Origin of the sequence: Burkholderia sp. D-99, from assembly GCF_011605345.1 — a bacterium.
GTDB lineage: Bacteria > Pseudomonadota > Gammaproteobacteria > Burkholderiales > Burkholderiaceae > Burkholderia.
On sequence record NZ_JAAOXM010000018.1, the window covers coordinates 1 to 15,569 of the forward strand.

At 65.4% G+C, this 15,569-nt stretch carries 15 protein-coding genes; 12 read left to right on the forward strand and 3 right to left on the reverse strand.

Annotated elements, in window-relative coordinates; genetic code table 11:
• Positions 1-512: 512 nt before the first annotated feature.
• Positions 513-1,289 (reverse strand): enoyl-CoA hydratase, encoded by a 777-nt coding sequence (locus HAV18_RS36440; protein WP_059688475.1) that lies wholly within the window; start codon positions 1,287-1,289, stop codon positions 513-515.
• A gap of 129 nt (positions 1,290-1,418) precedes the next feature.
• Between HAV18_RS36440 and paaN the strand changes: the two genes are divergently transcribed.
• The 5 genes from paaN to paaK all read left to right on the forward strand — a co-directional run bounded on the left by paaN (position 1,419) and on the right by paaK (position 7,043).
• Positions 1,419-3,125, forward strand: coding sequence for a phenylacetic acid degradation protein PaaN (paaN, locus tag HAV18_RS36445; protein ID WP_166965483.1), 1,707 nt, complete (start codon positions 1,419-1,421; stop codon positions 3,123-3,125).
• A gap of 87 nt (positions 3,126-3,212) precedes the next feature.
• Entirely contained in the window at positions 3,213-4,415 is a 1,203-nt protein-coding gene (pcaF, locus tag HAV18_RS36450; RefSeq protein ID WP_166965486.1) for a 3-oxoadipyl-CoA thiolase, read from the forward strand.
• Positions 4,416-4,460: 45 nt separating this feature from the next.
• Positions 4,461-5,252: a 2-(1,2-epoxy-1,2-dihydrophenyl)acetyl-CoA isomerase PaaG gene (paaG, locus tag HAV18_RS36455; protein ID WP_166965488.1), complete on the forward strand. Its 792-nt coding sequence runs from the start codon at positions 4,461-4,463 to the stop codon at positions 5,250-5,252.
• 1 nt (position 5,253) lies between these two features.
• A complete protein-coding gene (gene paaI / locus HAV18_RS36460) occupies positions 5,254-5,706 on the forward strand; it encodes a hydroxyphenylacetyl-CoA thioesterase PaaI (protein ID WP_166965490.1) in 453 nt (150 codons plus the stop codon).
• A 38-nt stretch (positions 5,707-5,744) separates the two neighbouring features.
• Positions 5,745-7,043, forward strand: coding sequence for a phenylacetate--CoA ligase PaaK (gene paaK / locus HAV18_RS36465; RefSeq protein ID WP_166965492.1), 1,299 nt, complete (start codon positions 5,745-5,747; stop codon positions 7,041-7,043).
• 256 nt (positions 7,044-7,299) lie between these two features.
• Here paaK and HAV18_RS36470 read toward each other — a convergent pair whose 3' ends face one another.
• Positions 7,300-8,532 (reverse strand): murein transglycosylase A, encoded by a 1,233-nt coding sequence (locus tag HAV18_RS36470; RefSeq protein ID WP_166965494.1) that lies wholly within the window; start codon positions 8,530-8,532, stop codon positions 7,300-7,302.
• A gap of 81 nt (positions 8,533-8,613) precedes the next feature.
• Complete coding sequence (gene apaG / locus HAV18_RS36475; protein ID WP_011350820.1) at positions 8,614-8,988, reverse strand: Co2+/Mg2+ efflux protein ApaG; 375 nt, start codon at positions 8,986-8,988, stop codon at positions 8,614-8,616.
• Positions 8,989-9,166: 178 nt separating this feature from the next.
• Here apaG and rpe point away from each other — a divergent pair, with 178 nt between their 5' ends.
• The 7 genes from rpe to HAV18_RS36510 all read left to right on the forward strand — a co-directional run bounded on the left by rpe (position 9,167) and on the right by HAV18_RS36510 (position 15,563).
• On the forward strand, positions 9,167-9,853 hold the full coding sequence (rpe, locus tag HAV18_RS36480) for a ribulose-phosphate 3-epimerase (RefSeq protein WP_011883156.1): 687 nt from the start codon (positions 9,167-9,169) through the stop codon (positions 9,851-9,853).
• Positions 9,854-9,857: 4 nt separating this feature from the next.
• Positions 9,858-10,622: a phosphoglycolate phosphatase gene (locus HAV18_RS36485; RefSeq protein ID WP_166965496.1), complete on the forward strand. Its 765-nt coding sequence runs from the start codon at positions 9,858-9,860 to the stop codon at positions 10,620-10,622.
• Positions 10,623-10,979: 357 nt separating this feature from the next.
• Positions 10,980-12,473: an anthranilate synthase component I gene (trpE, locus tag HAV18_RS36490; RefSeq protein WP_166965498.1), complete on the forward strand. Its 1,494-nt coding sequence runs from the start codon at positions 10,980-10,982 to the stop codon at positions 12,471-12,473.
• Positions 12,474-12,486: 13 nt separating this feature from the next.
• A complete protein-coding gene (locus HAV18_RS36495; RefSeq protein WP_166965499.1) occupies positions 12,487-13,077 on the forward strand; it encodes an aminodeoxychorismate/anthranilate synthase component II in 591 nt (196 codons plus the stop codon).
• A gap of 13 nt (positions 13,078-13,090) precedes the next feature.
• Complete coding sequence (trpD, locus tag HAV18_RS36500) at positions 13,091-14,122, forward strand: anthranilate phosphoribosyltransferase (RefSeq protein WP_166965500.1); 1,032 nt, start codon at positions 13,091-13,093, stop codon at positions 14,120-14,122.
• A gap of 29 nt (positions 14,123-14,151) precedes the next feature.
• Complete coding sequence (gene trpC, locus HAV18_RS36505; RefSeq protein ID WP_166965501.1) at positions 14,152-14,937, forward strand: indole-3-glycerol phosphate synthase TrpC; 786 nt, start codon at positions 14,152-14,154, stop codon at positions 14,935-14,937.
• The gene (locus HAV18_RS36510; protein WP_166965502.1) at positions 14,937-15,563 is read left to right on the forward strand and encodes a CYTH domain-containing protein; all 627 of its coding nucleotides are present in this window, start codon (positions 14,937-14,939) and stop codon (positions 15,561-15,563) included. Before trpC ends, HAV18_RS36510 begins: the two co-directional genes overlap by 1 nt.
• The last annotated feature ends 6 nt before the right edge of the window (positions 15,564-15,569 follow it).

Consider the following 15,569-nt stretch of genomic DNA (forward strand, 5'->3'; position numbering starts at 1 on the left):
GGAATATGAATCACTTCATAAACCTGACTTACTTTAGTGTGAGACTCTTGATACTTTCGCTATCTGATCCGAGGATCAGCTCGCTGCCATCAAGCGCCCACACTTATCGGCTGTTAATTTTTAAAGAGCATTCTGCGAGGAACTTCGTGTTTCTCAGCAGCGCTGCGTTTTCAGCAGCAGAGAAGCGAGATTATGAACCGTGTTTCGCAGATCGTCAACAACTTTTTGAACTACTTCGTTGCGACTGCGGGGTTCAACTTCCAGGCCAGTTGCGTGCTCCAGACTGCAGCACACCACCAACCCTGCTTCCCTCTTCCGCGCCGCGTTTCCGTTAGCGCGAAAGAGGCGTGATTCTAAGCACCCGCCCCCATCTACGCAAGCCCCTTTGTGAAAATATTTTGAAAAAGCCCCCGTGCGCTGACGCGCACGGGGGCTTCGGGCTCGACGGGCCAGGCTGTCACACCGACAACCGATACCGACCTGACACTAGCCGCCTACCCAGGGCAGTGCAATCAGCGGTGCTTGAACACCGGCTTCCGCTTTTCGACGAATGCCGCCATCCCCTCCTTCTGGTCTTCGGTCGCGAACAGCGAATGGAACAGCCGACGCTCGAAGTGGACGCCCTCGGCCAGCGTCGTCTCGTACGCACGGTTCACCGACTCCTTGACCATCATGACCGCCGGCAGCGAAAACTCGGCAATCGTCGCCGCGGCGGCAATCGCCTCGTCGAGCAGCGTGTCGGCCGGCAGCACGCGCGACACGAGCCCCGCGCGCTCCGCTTCGGCAGCATCCATGAAGCGGGCCGTCAGGCACATGTCCATCGCCTTCGCCTTCGACACCGCGCGCGGCAGACGCTGCGTGCCGCCCGCACCCGGCATGACGCCCAGCTTGATTTCCGGCTGGCCGAACTTGGCCGTGTCCGCCGCGAAGATGATGTCGCACATCATCGCCAGCTCGCAGCCGCCGCCCAGCGCAAAGCCCGACACCGCTGCAATGATCGGCTTGCGGATTTCGCGAACCGTCTCCCAGTTGCGCGTGATGTAGTCGCCCCGGTAGACATCCATATAGGAATAGGTCGCCATCATGCCGATGTCCGCGCCGGCCGCGAATGCCTTCTCGCTCCCGGTCACGACGATCGCGCCGATGCCATCGTCCGCATCGAACGCCTTCAGTGCGTCACCCAGTTCATCCATCAGCGCATCGTTCAGCGCATTCAGCGCCTTCGGACGGTTCAGCGTAACCAGCCCGACACGCCCCCGGGTCTCCACCAGGATGTTCTCGTAAGCCATCTATTTCTCCTCGATCAATGAAATGAGAAACGCCTCGCACATGCGAATAGTTTGATGCTACCATTCTCCGACCAACCGGTCGGTTAATTAATCGATCCAACCCCTCTCACCGTCCATCAGGCTGCCGCCATGACCCATGCACTGTTCACGAAGCACGAAGACACGCTGAAGCACGCACTCGCCGCCATCGAGAGCCGCGGGTACTGGAGCCCGTTCGTCGAAATGCCGAGCCCCAAAGTGTACGGGGAAAGCGCGAACGCAGATGGCGAGGCCGCGTTCAAGTCGCACCTCGACAAGACGTTCGCGCTCGACCAGCCGGCGTCTGGAGAAACGGTCGGCGCAGAGCGGTCGCCGTATGGCATTGCATTGGGCATCCGGTATCCGAAGTCGACGCCCGACGAACTGATCGCCGCCGCTGCTGCCGCGCAACGCTCATGGCGCGAAGCCGGCCCGAGCGCCTGGATCGGCGTCAGCCTCGAAATCCTCGCGCGCCTGAATCGTGCGAGCTTCGAGATCGCCTACAGCGTGATGCACACCACGGGGCAGGCATTCATGATGGCGTTCCAGGCCGGCGGCCCGCACGCGCAAGATCGCGCGCTCGAGGCAGTTGCCTATGCGTGGGACGAACTGCGCCGCATCCCGGCCGATGCGCACTGGGAAAAGCCGCAAGGCAAGAACCCGCCCCTCGCGATGCACAAGCGCTACACGATCGTCCCCCGCGGCACCGGGCTCGTCCTCGGCTGCTGCACGTTCCCGACCTGGAACGGCTATCCCGGCCTGTTCGCCGATCTGGCAACCGGCAACACCGTGATCGTCAAACCGCATCCGGGCGCGATCCTGCCCCTCGCAATCACCGTCCGGATCGCTCGTGACGTGCTGCGCGATGCCGGTTTCGATCCGAACGTCATCACGCTCCTCGCGACCGAACCCAACGACGGCGCGCTCGTTCAGGATCTCGCGCTGCGCCCCGAGATCAAGCTGATCGACTTCACCGGCAGCACGCAAAACGGCACGTGGCTCGAACGCCATGCCCACCAGGCACAGGTCTATACCGAGAAGGCCGGCGTCAACCAGATCGTGATCGACTCGACCGACGACCTGAAGGCCGCCGCCAAGAACATCGCGTTCTCGCTGGCGCTGTACTCCGGCCAGATGTGCACGGCACCGCAGAACATCTACGTGCCGCGCGACGGCATCCGGACGGCGGACGGCCATGCGAGCTTCGACGAAGTCGCACAGGCTGTCGCCGTTGCCGTACAAAAACTCACCGGCGACCCGGCGCGCTCAGTCGAACTGATCGGCGCAATCCAAAACGAAGGCGTGGCCGCACGCATCGACGACGCTCGCCAGCTCGGGCGTGTGCTCGCAGACAGCCTTACCCTCCAGCACCCCGCGTTCCCCGATGCCCGCGTGCGCACGCCGCTCGTGCTGCAGCTCGACGTGACCGATCGCGAGAAATTCACGCAGGAATGGTTCGGCCCGATCTCGTTCGTGATCGCGACCGACTCGACCGCGCAATCGCTCGATCTCGCCGGTGAAATCGCCGCGGAACATGGTGCGCTGACGCTCTCCGTCTACAGTACCGACGATGCCATCGTCGACGCCGCACACGACGCGGCGGTGCGCGGTGGCGTCGCGCTGTCGATCAACCTGACGGGCGGCGTATTCGTGAACCAGTCGGCAGCGTTCTCGGATTTCCACGGCACGGGCGCGAACCCGGCAGCCAACGCGGCGCTGGCCGACCCGGCATTCGTCGCCAACCGGTTCCGCGTGGTGCAAAGCCGCGTCCATGTTGCGCCGAAAGCGGCACCCACGGAAGCCGGCCAACCTGCATAACCCGAATGGTCGACGTGCAAACGCCGCCACGTTCTCTACCATGAACGAATCCGCCACCCGGCGGGTTCGCTGCTCATCGATACGCCCATGACAGACGCCTATATCTGCGACGCGATTCGCACCCCCATCGGCCGCTACGGCGGCGCCCTGAAAGATGTCCGCGCCGACGACCTCGGTGCGGTACCGCTCAAGGCGCTCATCGAGCGCAACCGCGACGTCGACTGGACGGTGATCGACGACGTGATCTACGGCTGCGCGAACCAGGCCGGCGAGGACAACCGCAACGTCGCGCGCATGTCGGCGCTGCTCGCGGGCCTGCCGACCGACGTGCCCGGCACGACGCTGAACCGCCTGTGCGGCTCCGGGATGGACGCGGTCGGCACTGCTGCGCGCGCAATCAAGGCGGGTGAGGCGCGCCTGATGATCGCAGGCGGCGTCGAGAGCATGACGCGCGCGCCGTTCGTGATGGGCAAGGCCACAAGCGCGTTCGCGCGCCAGGCCGACATCTACGATACGACAATCGGCTGGCGCTTCATCAATCCGCTGATGAAACAGCTGTACGGCGTCGATTCGATGCCCGAGACGGCCGAGAACGTCGCGGTCGACTACGACATCAGCCGCGCCGACCAGGACCTGTTCGCGCTGCGCAGCCAGCAGAAGGCCGCGCGCGCCCAGCAGGACGGCACGCTCGCCGACGAAATCGTCGCCGTCACGATTCCGCAGAAGAAAGGCGATCCGGTGGTCGTATCGCGCGACGAGCATCCGCGCGAAACGTCGCTCGAAGCGCTCTCGAAGCTGAAAGGCGTCGTGCGCCCGGACGGCTCGGTGACCGCCGGCAATGCATCCGGCGTCAACGACGGTGCATGCGCACTGCTGCTCGCCAATGCACAGGCAGCCGACCAGTACGGCCTGCGCCGCCGCGCACGCGTCATCGGCATGGCGACAGCCGGCGTCGCGCCGCGCGTGATGGGCATCGGCCCGGCGCCGGCCACGCAGAAACTGCTGCGCCAGCTCGGCATGACCATCGACCAATTCGACGTGATCGAGCTGAACGAGGCGTTTGCGTCGCAAGGTCTCGCGGTCCTGCGCATGCTCGGTGTCGCCGACGACGATCCGCGCGTGAACCCGAACGGCGGCGCGATCGCACTGGGCCATCCGCTCGGCGCATCGGGCGCCCGGCTCGTGACCACGGCGCTCCACCAACTCGAGCGTACGGGCGGCCGCTTTGCGCTCTGTACGATGTGCATCGGCGTCGGCCAGGGTATCGCGCTCGCGATCGAGCGCGTGTAAGCAACGCACCGCGCGCCTATAACGAAGTCATGAAGGAGACACTGCATGTCCTATCAGGCGATTCAGCTGGATATCGATCACGCGTCGAACGTGGCCACGATTACCCTCAACCGCCCCGACAAGCTGAACAGCTTTACGCGGGCGATGCATCGCGAGCTGCAGTCGGCACTCGATGATGTCGAGGCGGCCGGCGCGCGCGCGCTGATCCTGACAGGTGCGGGGCGCGGCTTCTGCGCGGGGCAGGACCTGGCCGATCTAGACTTCACGCCAGGCGCGTCCACCGACCTCGGCTCCCTGATCGACGAGCACTTCAATCCGCTGATCCGCCGCCTGCAGGGTCTGCCGATTCCGGTCATCGCCGCTGTCAACGGCACAGCCGCCGGCGCCGGCGCGAACCTCGCGCTCGCATGCGATCTCGTGTTCGCCGCCCGCTCGAGCAGTTTCATCCAGGCCTTCGTCAAGATCGGGCTCGTACCCGATTCGGGCGGCACATGGTTTCTGCCGCAACGCGTCGGCATGGCGCGCGCGCTGGGGCTCGCGCTGACCGGCGACAAGCTCGGCGCCGAACAGGCAGAGCAATGGGGCTTGATCTGGCGAGCGGTCGACGACGACACACTCGCTGCGTCAGTCCGTCAGCTCGCCACCCAGCTCGCGCAGCAGCCGACGCTCGCGATCGCATCGATCAAGCAATCGATGCGCGACAGCGTCACGAATACCCTCGACCAGCAACTCGACCAGGAACGCGACCTGCAGCGCAAGCTCGGCCAGTCGCACGACTATGCGGAAGGCGTAAAGGCATTCATCGAGAAGCGCGCACCGCGCTTCGAGGGGCGTTGACATGACCAACGCCACTGCCACGCTCGACCCCGATTCGCTCGCCCGTGCCACCGCGCGGGCCATGTACGACGCCGACGCATGCAGCCGTGCGTTCGGCATGGAAATCGCCGAAGTGCGCGCCGGCTACGCACGCCTGCAAATGCGCGTGCGGCCCGAATTCCTGAACGGGCATCAGACCTGCCATGGCGGGATCATCTTCACGCTGGCCGATTCGACGTTCGCGTTCGCATGCAACTCGTACAACGTGAACGCAGTCGCGGCCGGCTGCTCGATCGAATTCCTGCGCCCCGTGCACGGCGACGACGTGCTGACGGCCGAGGCAATCGAGCAGGCGCGCGCCGGCCGCCAAGGCATCTACGACATCCGTGTCACGAACCAGACCGGCGAAACCGTCGCAATGTTTCGCGGCAAATCCGCCCAGATCAAGGGCACGGTCATCCCGGAAGACCGCTGACGTCGACGGCTCGCACATAACAAACACTGGAGACATGCATGACTACCCCGCTACCGCTCGAGCCGATCGAGACCGCCTCACGCGACGAGCTGACCGCGCTGCAGCTCGAACGCCTCAAGTGGTCGCTCCGGCATGCGCATGATCACTCCCCCGTCTATCGTCGCAAGTTCGACGACGCGGGCGTCCATCCCGACGACCTGAAGACGCTCGCCGACCTGTCGCGCTTCCCGTTCACGACGAAGAGCGACCTGCGCGACAGTTACCCGTTCGGGATGTTCGCGGTGCCGCAGGACCAGATCTCGCGCATTCATGCGTCGTCGGGCACGACCGGCAAGCCGACGGTCGTCGGCTATACGGCCGGCGACATCGACACATGGGCGAATCTCGTCGCGCGCTCGATCCGCGCCGCCGGTGCACGCCGCGGCGACAAGGTGCACGTCAGCTACGGCTACGGCTTGTTCACGGGCGGGCTCGGCGCGCACTACGGTGCCGAGCGCGCGGGGTTGACCGTGATCCCGTTCGGCGGCGGCCAGACCGAAAAGCAGGTGCAGCTGATCCAGGATTTCCGGCCCGACATCATCATGGTGACGCCAAGCTACATGCTGTCGATCGCCGACGAAATCGAGCGCCAGGGTCTCGATCCCGTGCAGAGTTCGCTGCGCATCGGCATCTTCGGCGCAGAACCCTGGACCAACGACATGCGTGTCGCGATCGAGCAGCGGATGGGCATCGACGCGGTCGACATTTACGGCCTGTCCGAAGTGATGGGCCCCGGCGTCGCGTCCGAATGCGTCGAGACGAAGGACGGCCCGACCATCTGGGAAGACCACTTCTATCCGGAAATCATCGATCCTGACACCGGCGAAGTGCTTCCGGATGGCGAACTCGGCGAGCTCGTGTTCACGTCGCTGACGAAGGAGGCACTGCCGATCGTCCGCTACCGGACCCGCGACCTCACGCGGCTGTTGCCTGGCACTGCCCGCACGATGCGCAGGATGGAGAAGATCACGGGGCGTTCGGACGACATGATGATCGTGCGCGGCGTCAACGTGTTCCCGACGCAAATCGAGGAGCAGCTGCTCAAGCAGCGCGCGCTCGCACCGCACTATCAGATCGTACTGACGAAGGAAGGCCCGCTCGACGTGCTGACGCTCAATGTCGAGCCCTGTCCGGAGACTGCGCCCGATACCGCGGTGATCCATGCGGCAAAACAGGCGCTCGCGTACGACATCAAGTCACTGATCGGCGTGACGGCCGTGATCAACGTGCTGCCCGTGAACGGGATCGAGCGTTCGGTCGGCAAGGCGCGACGCGTCGTCGACAAGCGCAAGGGCTGACGGCAATCGCTGCCCGTGCATGATGCGCGGTGAATCCGCAGCTGCAAATGAAACAGCCCGATCGGCCAACGCCGATCGGGCTGTTTCATTCCGGGACGCCGTTGGGGCACCCGTCGACGCGACAGGCGCATTACGAACACCGACACCGCACTGGCGCCCTCGCAATCAGAGCGGCGCACCCCACGCACGCCGTCGCGCCCACGAATACCGCGTCTGATGCATCGGCGGCGATCCGGGCAACCCGTACCGCCTCAAGTCACGAATTCGGGAACAGCAGCCACATCCGTCCGACCTGCTTCATCCGCCCGGCCTGATCGCCTGCGTCGTCGCCGAGCCCCCAGAAATAGTCGGCCCGCACGCCGCCCTTGATCGCGGAACCCGTATCCTGCGCGAACACGAGCCGGTTCATCGGCGTATTCGACAGCGGGCGCGTGGTCTGCAGGAATACGGGGGTGCCGAGCGGGATCGACGACGGGTCGACGGCGATCGAGCGCTCCGGCGTCAGCGGCACACCCAGTGCGCCGATCGGGCCGTCCGCGCCGCCGTGCGGTGCATCTTCCTTGGTCGGCATGTCGCGGAAGAACACGAACCGCGGGTTCGTGTCGAGCAGCGCGTCGACGCGGTTCGGGTTCGCCTTCGCCCACGCCTTGATGCCCTGCATCGTCGCCTGAGCGGGTGTCAGTTCGCCGCGGTCGAGCAGCCACTTGCCGATCGAGCGGTACGGCTGGTTGTTGGTGCCGCCGAAGCCGACCCGCATCACCGAACCATCGTCGAGCAGCACGCGCCCCGAGCCCTGCACCTGCAGAAAGAACGCTTCGATCGGGTCATCGACCCACACGAGTTCGTTGCCGTTCAGGATGCCCGCGCGTTCGAGCTGCGCGCGTACCGGCAGCGCAGCGCCCGCGCGATAACCGGCCGGCCAGCGGTAGAGCGCGTACTGATACGGACCGCGGCGCACGCGCGACCCATGCAGCAGCGGCTCGTAATAGCCGGTCACCAGCCCGTCGAGCGTACCGTCGGTGTTCGCGAGCTGGAACGGCGTGAAATACGTTTCGAAGAACGCACGTGCACTGCTGACGTCAAGCTCGTCGAGCCGGTCGGCAGCCGCACAAGCACGTTGCCAGGCTGGCTGGCGAGCGAGCCGCACGCAGTTCTGCCGCAGCGCGGCCGTCGCGCCGATCAGCGAATCGTCCTGCCAGCCCGGCACCTGCTGCCATGCCACCGGCGTGAGCCGCTTCGCGGCGACCTGCCCCGGCACGATCGCCGCGCCGGTCGGCGGCTTCAGCGACGACGTCCGCGTCGGTGCGCTTCCGCACGCGGCAAGCAGCGCCGCAGCAGCAGCCGCTGCCGCCCACCCGGCCAACCGGGGCCCAAACCACATACAATGTCCGTTCTTGATGGAAACCGCCATGTCAGATTTTCTCGACCAATATCCGATGCTCATCTTCGCGCTCGAAGCCTTCGTAGCGCTTGCCCTGCTGATCTTCATCGTCGTGTGGACGTCGTCGGGCAGAAAAAAGCACGCCCGCGGCAACAACGACCGCCAGCCGCGCTGACGCGCTTCGCACGCTCAATGCAGTGTGCGTGGCATGTGCAGCGCGAACTCGTCGACCGGCGCCTCGAAACGCTCGCCGTCTTCCGCCACGCAGAAGTACGCGCCCCGCATCGTGCCGACCGGCGTCGCGATCACGGCCCAGCTCGTGTATTCGAAGTGCTCGCCCGGCTGCAGCAGCGGCTGGTGCCCGACGACGCCGAGCCCCTTCACTTCCTGCACGTGGTTCTCGCTGTCCGTGATGATCCAGTGACGCGCGATCAGCTGCGCCGCGACCTGTCCCGTGTTGCGGATCGTCAGCGTGTACGCGAATGCGTATTGACGGCGATCGGGGTCGGATTGTTCCGGCAAGTAGCTGGTTTTCACCGAAACGGTGAACTGATACTGACTCATGGTGTTTCCGCTGGAAGATGACTGTCCGTGCCGGCATGGGCAACGGGGCCGCGGGCGCGCCGCATTGGTTCGGCATTCTATGCGCAATCGGGCCTCGGCCGCACGGCCCGCCGCCGCGCACCGGGTCGCCGGACGGTAGAATGGCGGTTTTGCGCCGCAACGTCCCCGCTCCCCTGCCATGACCCAATTCCGTATCGCTCCCAGCATCCTGTCGGCCGATTTCGCGCGGCTCGGCGAAGAAGTCCGCAACGTCGTCGCCGCCGGCGCCGACTGGATCCACTTCGACGTGATGGACAACCATTATGTGCCGAACCTGACGATCGGCCCGCTCGTGTGCGAAGCGATCCGCCCGCACGTGCAGGTGCCGATCGACGTGCACCTGATGGTGCGCCCGGTCGACCGGATCGTGCCCGATTTTGCGAAGGCCGGTGCAAACCTGATCAGCTTCCACCCGGAAGGCTCCGATCACATCGACCGCACGCTGTCGCTGATCCGTGACCACGGCTGCAAGGCCGGCCTCGTGTTCAATCCGGCCACGCCGCTGAACTACCTCGACCACGTGATGGATCGCCTCGACTTCGTGCTGCTGATGTCGGTCAACCCGGGCTTCGGCGGCCAGTCGTTCATTCCGGAAACGCTGAACAAGCTGCGCGAAGCACGCGCACGCATCGACGCGTACACCGAGCGCACCGGCCGGGAGATCCTGCTCGAAGTCGACGGCGGCGTGAAGACCGACAACATCGCGGAAATCGCGGCGGCAGGCGCCGACACGTTTGTCGCAGGCTCGGCGATCTTCGGCAAGCCCGACTACCGCAAGGTGATCGACGAGATGCGCGCCGCGCTCGCCACCGTCGAACGGAGCTGACGCCATGACCGAATCGTCGCTCGCCGGGCACGCACCGGCCGGGGCTGCAACGAACAACGCCCCGATCCGCTTCGCCGCGCCGCGCATCGACGCGGCGCTGATCGATCTCGACGGCACGATGGTCGACACGGCCGACGATTTCACGGCCGGCCTGAACGGGATGCTTGCTCAGCTCGACGCGCCGGCCACGTCGCGCGCCGAGGTGATCGGCTACATCGGCAAGGGCTCCGAACACCTGATCCAGAGCGTGCTGAAGCCGCGCTTCACGGTCGACGAAGCGCATGCACGCTTCGACGATGCGGTGGCGATCTACCAGACCGAATACGCGAAGATCAACGGCCGCAACACGCGCCTCTATCCGGACGTGGCGGCCGGTCTCGACGCGCTGCGCGCGGCCGGCATCCGGCTTGCGTGCGTGACGAACAAGCCGCATCGCTTCGCGGTCGAACTGCTCGAGCAATACGGGTTGGCCGATCGCTTCGGCATCGTGCTCGGCGGCGACAGCGTCGCGCGCAAGAAACCCGATCCGCTGCCGATGCTGACGGCCTGCAACGCGCTCGGCGTCGCACCGGACGCAGCGGTCGCGATCGGCGACTCGGAAAACGATGCGCTGGCAGGCCGCGCGGCCGGGATGGCGACGCTGACAGTGCCGTACGGCTACAACCACGGCAAAGCTATACAAACGATAAATTCGGATGGTATAGTCGATTCGTTGCTGGTCGCAGCTCGCGCAATCACCGCGCACAACACCGGCCGGCCAACCCTCTGATTATTTCTTCCATCTGCATGTTTCTGAATAAAAAACGGAGTCTGAGCAGCATCGACCGGGGAGCCTGGCCCTGGCGTCGCTGGTCGCGCTAACCTCTTCGATGAGGTACGCTGAAGCACGTCTTCAGCGCCGTTTTTTATCTCGCTGCGCATCCGCGCGCCGATCGTCGCACCACCTCGAGTTCCACCGTGTCCGAACGCTTGCGTTCAGGATCGGCCGCAGGCTCGCGACGTTCACGCCCGGAGTGCCGGCCGGCAACAGGCACTTCTCGATCGACCGCCCTTTCGCCGACGGCAACCCGCGCAGCGTCAAGTGATCCCTGGCGCACGCGCCGCTCGTCCCGAACAGGACCGGAACATGACCGAACTCGAATTCCAATCGCTCGCGAACGAAGGCTACAACCGCATCCCGCTGATCGCGGAAGCCCTCGCCGATCTCGAAACGCCGCTGTCCCTCTACCTGAAGCTGGCCCAGCCCGAACGCGCGGGCGCCAACTCGTTCCTGCTCGAATCGGTGGTCGGCGGCGAACGTTTCGGCCGCTATTCGTTCATCGGCCTGCCTGCCCGCACGCTCGTGCGTACCCGCAACGGCGTGTCGGAAGTCGTGCGCGACGGCCAGGTCGTCGAGACGCACGACGGCGACCCGTTCCAGTTCATCGAATCGTTCCAGGCGCGCTTCAAGGTCGCGCAGCGCCCGGGCCTGCCGCGCTTCTGCGGCGGTCTCGCCGGCTACTTCGGCTACGACGCGGTGCGCTACATCGAGAAGAAGCTCGCGAACACCGCGCCGCACGACGATCTCGGCCTGCCCGACATCCAGTTGCTGCTGACCGAGGAAGTCGCGGTCATCGACAACCTCGCCGGCAAGCTGTACCTGATCATCTACGCGGACCCGAGCCAGGCCGAAGCCTACACGAAGGCGAAACAGCGCCTGCGCGAACTGAAGCAGCGCCTGCGCACGACCGTGCAGCCGCCCGTCACGTCGGCGAGCGTGCGTACCGAAACGTTCCGCGAGTTCAAGAAGGACGACTATCTGGCCGCCGTGCGCCAGGCGAAGGAATACATCGCGGCCGGCGAGCTGATGCAGATCCAGGTCGGCCAGCGGCTGACGAAACCGTACCGCGACAATCCGCTGTCGCTGTATCGCGCGCTGCGTTCGCTGAACCCGTCGCCGTACATGTATTACTACAACTTCGGCGATTTCCACGTGGTCGGCGCGTCGCCGGAAATCCTCGTGCGCCAGGAAAAGCGCGGCGAAGACCAGATCGTCACGATCCGTCCGCTCGCCGGCACGCGCCCGCGCGGCAACACGCCCGAGCGCGACGCGGAACTCGCGACCGAGCTGCTCAACGATCCGAAGGAGATCGCCGAGCACGTGATGCTGATCGACCTCGCGCGCAACGACGTGGGCCGCATCGCGGAGATCGGCTCGGTGCAGGTGACCGACAAGATGGTCATCGAGAAATACTCGCACGTGCAGCACATCGTCAGCTCGGTCGAAGGCAAGCTGAAGCCCGGCATGACGAACTACGACGTGCTGCGCGCGACGTTCCCGGCCGGCACGCTGTCCGGCGCGCCGAAGGTACGTGCGATGGAACTGATCGACGAGCTCGAGCCGGTCAAGCGCGGGCTGTACGGCGGCGCCGTCGGCTACCTGTCGTTCTCGGGCGAGATGGATCTCGCGATCGCGATCCGTACCGGCCTGATCCACAACGGCAACCTGTATGTGCAAGCGGCGGCCGGCGTCGTCGCGGATTCGGTGCCCGAATCCGAATGGCAAGAGACCGAGAACAAGGCGCGCGCGGTGCTGCGTGCGGCCGAACAGGTCCAGGACGGCCTCGATAGCGACTTCTGACCGGAGACTGACCATGCTGCTCATGATCGACAACTACGACTCGTTTACCTACAACCTGGTCCAGTACTTCGGTGAACTCGGCGAGGACGTGCGCACCTACCGCAACGACGAAATCACGCTCGACGAGATCGCGCAACTGAATCCCGACGCGATCTGCCTGTCGCCCGGCCCGAGCAACCCGCAGCACGCGGGCATCACGCTCGACGTGCTGCGCGAATTCACGGGCAAGAAGCCGATCCTCGGCGTCTGCCTCGGCCATCAGGCGATCGGCGAGGCATTCGGCGGCCGCGTCGTGCGCGCGAAGACCATCATGCACGGCAAGGTGAGCAAGATCGAAACCGACTGCCGCGGCGTGTTCGCCGACCTGCCGAAGCACTTCGAAGTCACGCGCTATCACTCGCTCGCGATCGAGCGCGAATCGCTGCCCGATTGCCTCGAGGTGTCCGCCTGGACCGACGACGGCGAAATCATGGGCGTGCGCCACAAGACGCTGCCGATCGAAGGCGTGCAGTTCCACCCGGAATCGATCCTGTCCGAGCATGGGCATGCGCTGCTCGAGAATTTCCTGAAACAGGCACGCGCCGCAACCGCGCAAGCCGCCTGACGGGAGCCTCACGATGACGATTACCCCGCAGGAAGCGCTGCAGCGCACGATCGAACACCGCGAGATCTTCCACGACGAGATGCTGCACCTGATGCGGCTCATCATGCGCGGCGACATGTCGCCCGTGATGGCGGCCGCGATCATCACCGGGCTGCGCGTGAAGAAGGAGACGATCGGCGAGATCGCCGCCGCCGCGACCGTGATGCGCGAATTCGCCAACCACGTCGAAGTGCAGGACAACTCGAACTTCGTCGATATCGTCGGCACCGGCGGCGACGGCTCACACACGTTCAACATCTCGACCGCATCGATGTTCGTCACGGCCGCGGCCGGCGCGAAAGTCGCGAAGCATGGCAACCGCGGCGTATCGAGCAAGTCCGGCAGCGCCGACGTGCTCGAGGCGCTCGGCGTGAACATCGACCTGCAGTCCGACCAGGTGGCCGCGTCGATCGCCGAAACGGGCATGGGCTTCATGTTCGCGCCGAACCATCACCCGGCGATGAAGAACATCGCGGCCGTGCGCCGCGAGCTCGGTGTGCGCACGATCTTCAACATCCTCGGCCCGCTGACCAATCCGGCCGGCGCGCCGAACCAGTTGATGGGCGTATTCCACCCCGACCTCGTCGGCATCCAGGTGCGCGTGATGCAGCGTCTCGGCGCGCAGCACGTGCTCGTCGTGTACGGCAAGGACGGGATGGACGAGGTATCGCTCGGCGCGGCGACGCTCGTCGGCGAGTTGCGCGACGGCAAGGTGCACGAATACGAGATACATCCGGAAGATTTCGGCCTGCAGATGGTGTCGAACCGCACGCTGAAGGTGGAAAATGCCGACGAATCGCGCACGATGCTGCTCGGCGCGCTGGACAACCAGCCGGGCGTCGCGCGCGAGATCGTCACGCTGAACGCGGGCACCGCGCTTTACGCGGCGAACGTCGCCGAATCGATCGCGGACGGCATCCAGCTCGCCCGCGAAGCGATCTCGAGCGGCAAGGCCCGCGCGAAAGTCGATGAACTCGTGCGCTTCACGCAGCAGTTCAAGCGCTGACTCCCCTTACGAATCAAGCAGGAATCCACATGAGCGACATTCTCGACCGAATCATCGCCGTCAAGCGCGAAGAAGTCGCGGCGGCCATGCGCAGCGCGCCGCTCGAGGCACTGAAACTGGAAGCATCCGCGCGCGACCTGCGCGACTTCGTCGGCGCACTGCGCGCGAAGCATACGGCCGGCCACGCGGCCGTGATTTCCGAAATCAAGAAGGCGAGCCCGTCGAAGGGCGTGCTGCGCGAGCATTTCGTGCCGGCCGACATCGCGCGTTCGTATGCGGAGCATGGCGCTGCGTGCCTGTCGGTGCTGACCGACGAGCAGTTCTTCCAGGGCAGCGTCCGCTATCTCGAGGAAGCGCGCGCGGCCTGCACGCTGCCGGTGCTGCGCAAGGACTTCATCGTCGACGCGTACCAGATCATCGAAGCGCGCGCGATGGGCGCGGACGCGATCCTGCTGATCGCCGCCGCGCTCGACACTCCGCTGATGCAGGATCTCGAAGCGTATGCACACTCGCTCGGCCTCGCAGTGCTGGTCGAAGTACACGACCGCAACGAGATGGAACAGGCGCTGACACTCAAGACGCCGCTGCTCGGCATCAACAACCGCAACCTGCGCACGTTCGAGACGTCGATCCAGACCACGCTCGACATGCTCGACATGATTCCGCAAGACCGGATCGTCGTGACCGAATCGGGCATCCTGTCGCGTATCGACGTCGACACGATGCGCGCGGCGAACGTGAACACGTTCCTCGTCGGCGAAGCATTCATGCGCGCCGACCAGCCGGGCGAGGAACTCGCACGGATGTTCTTCTGATGGCGATCGAAAAGGAAATCAAGCTCGCGCTGCCGGCCGGCCAGGCCGACGCCGCGCGGCACTTCTTCGAGACGCTGACCGGCGAACCCGGTCACGACATCACGCTCGCGAACGTCTATTACGACACGCCCGATCTCGCGCTCGCCCGCTCGAAGAGCGCGGTGCGCGTGCGCCGCGCGCCGCAGGGCTGGCTGCAGACGTTCAAGACGGTCGGCAGCGCGGAAGGCGGCCTGCATCGCCGCCACGAATGGGAACTGCCGGTCGCCGGCGACGCACTCGAGATCGATGCGCTCGTCGCGGCCTGCGACGTACCGGAAGCCGCTGCCGCGCTGAATGACGCGGCCGGCACACTGTCCGCGCTGTTCCGCACGGATTTTTCGCGTACGCTGTGGCGCATCGCAATCGGCGGCGCAACCGTCGAAGCCGCGGTGGACCTCGGCGAGATCGTCGTCCAGGCGGAACACGAAACGCGCCGCGAACCGATCAGCGAAATCGAACTCGAACTGATCGACGGCCCGGAAGCGGCGCTCGCAACGCTCGCCGCCGAACTGCAGCAAGCGCTGCCGGGCCTCGCTCCCGACAACATCAGCAAGGCGCAGCGCGGCTACCGGCTGCGCGCGCAATAACACGCA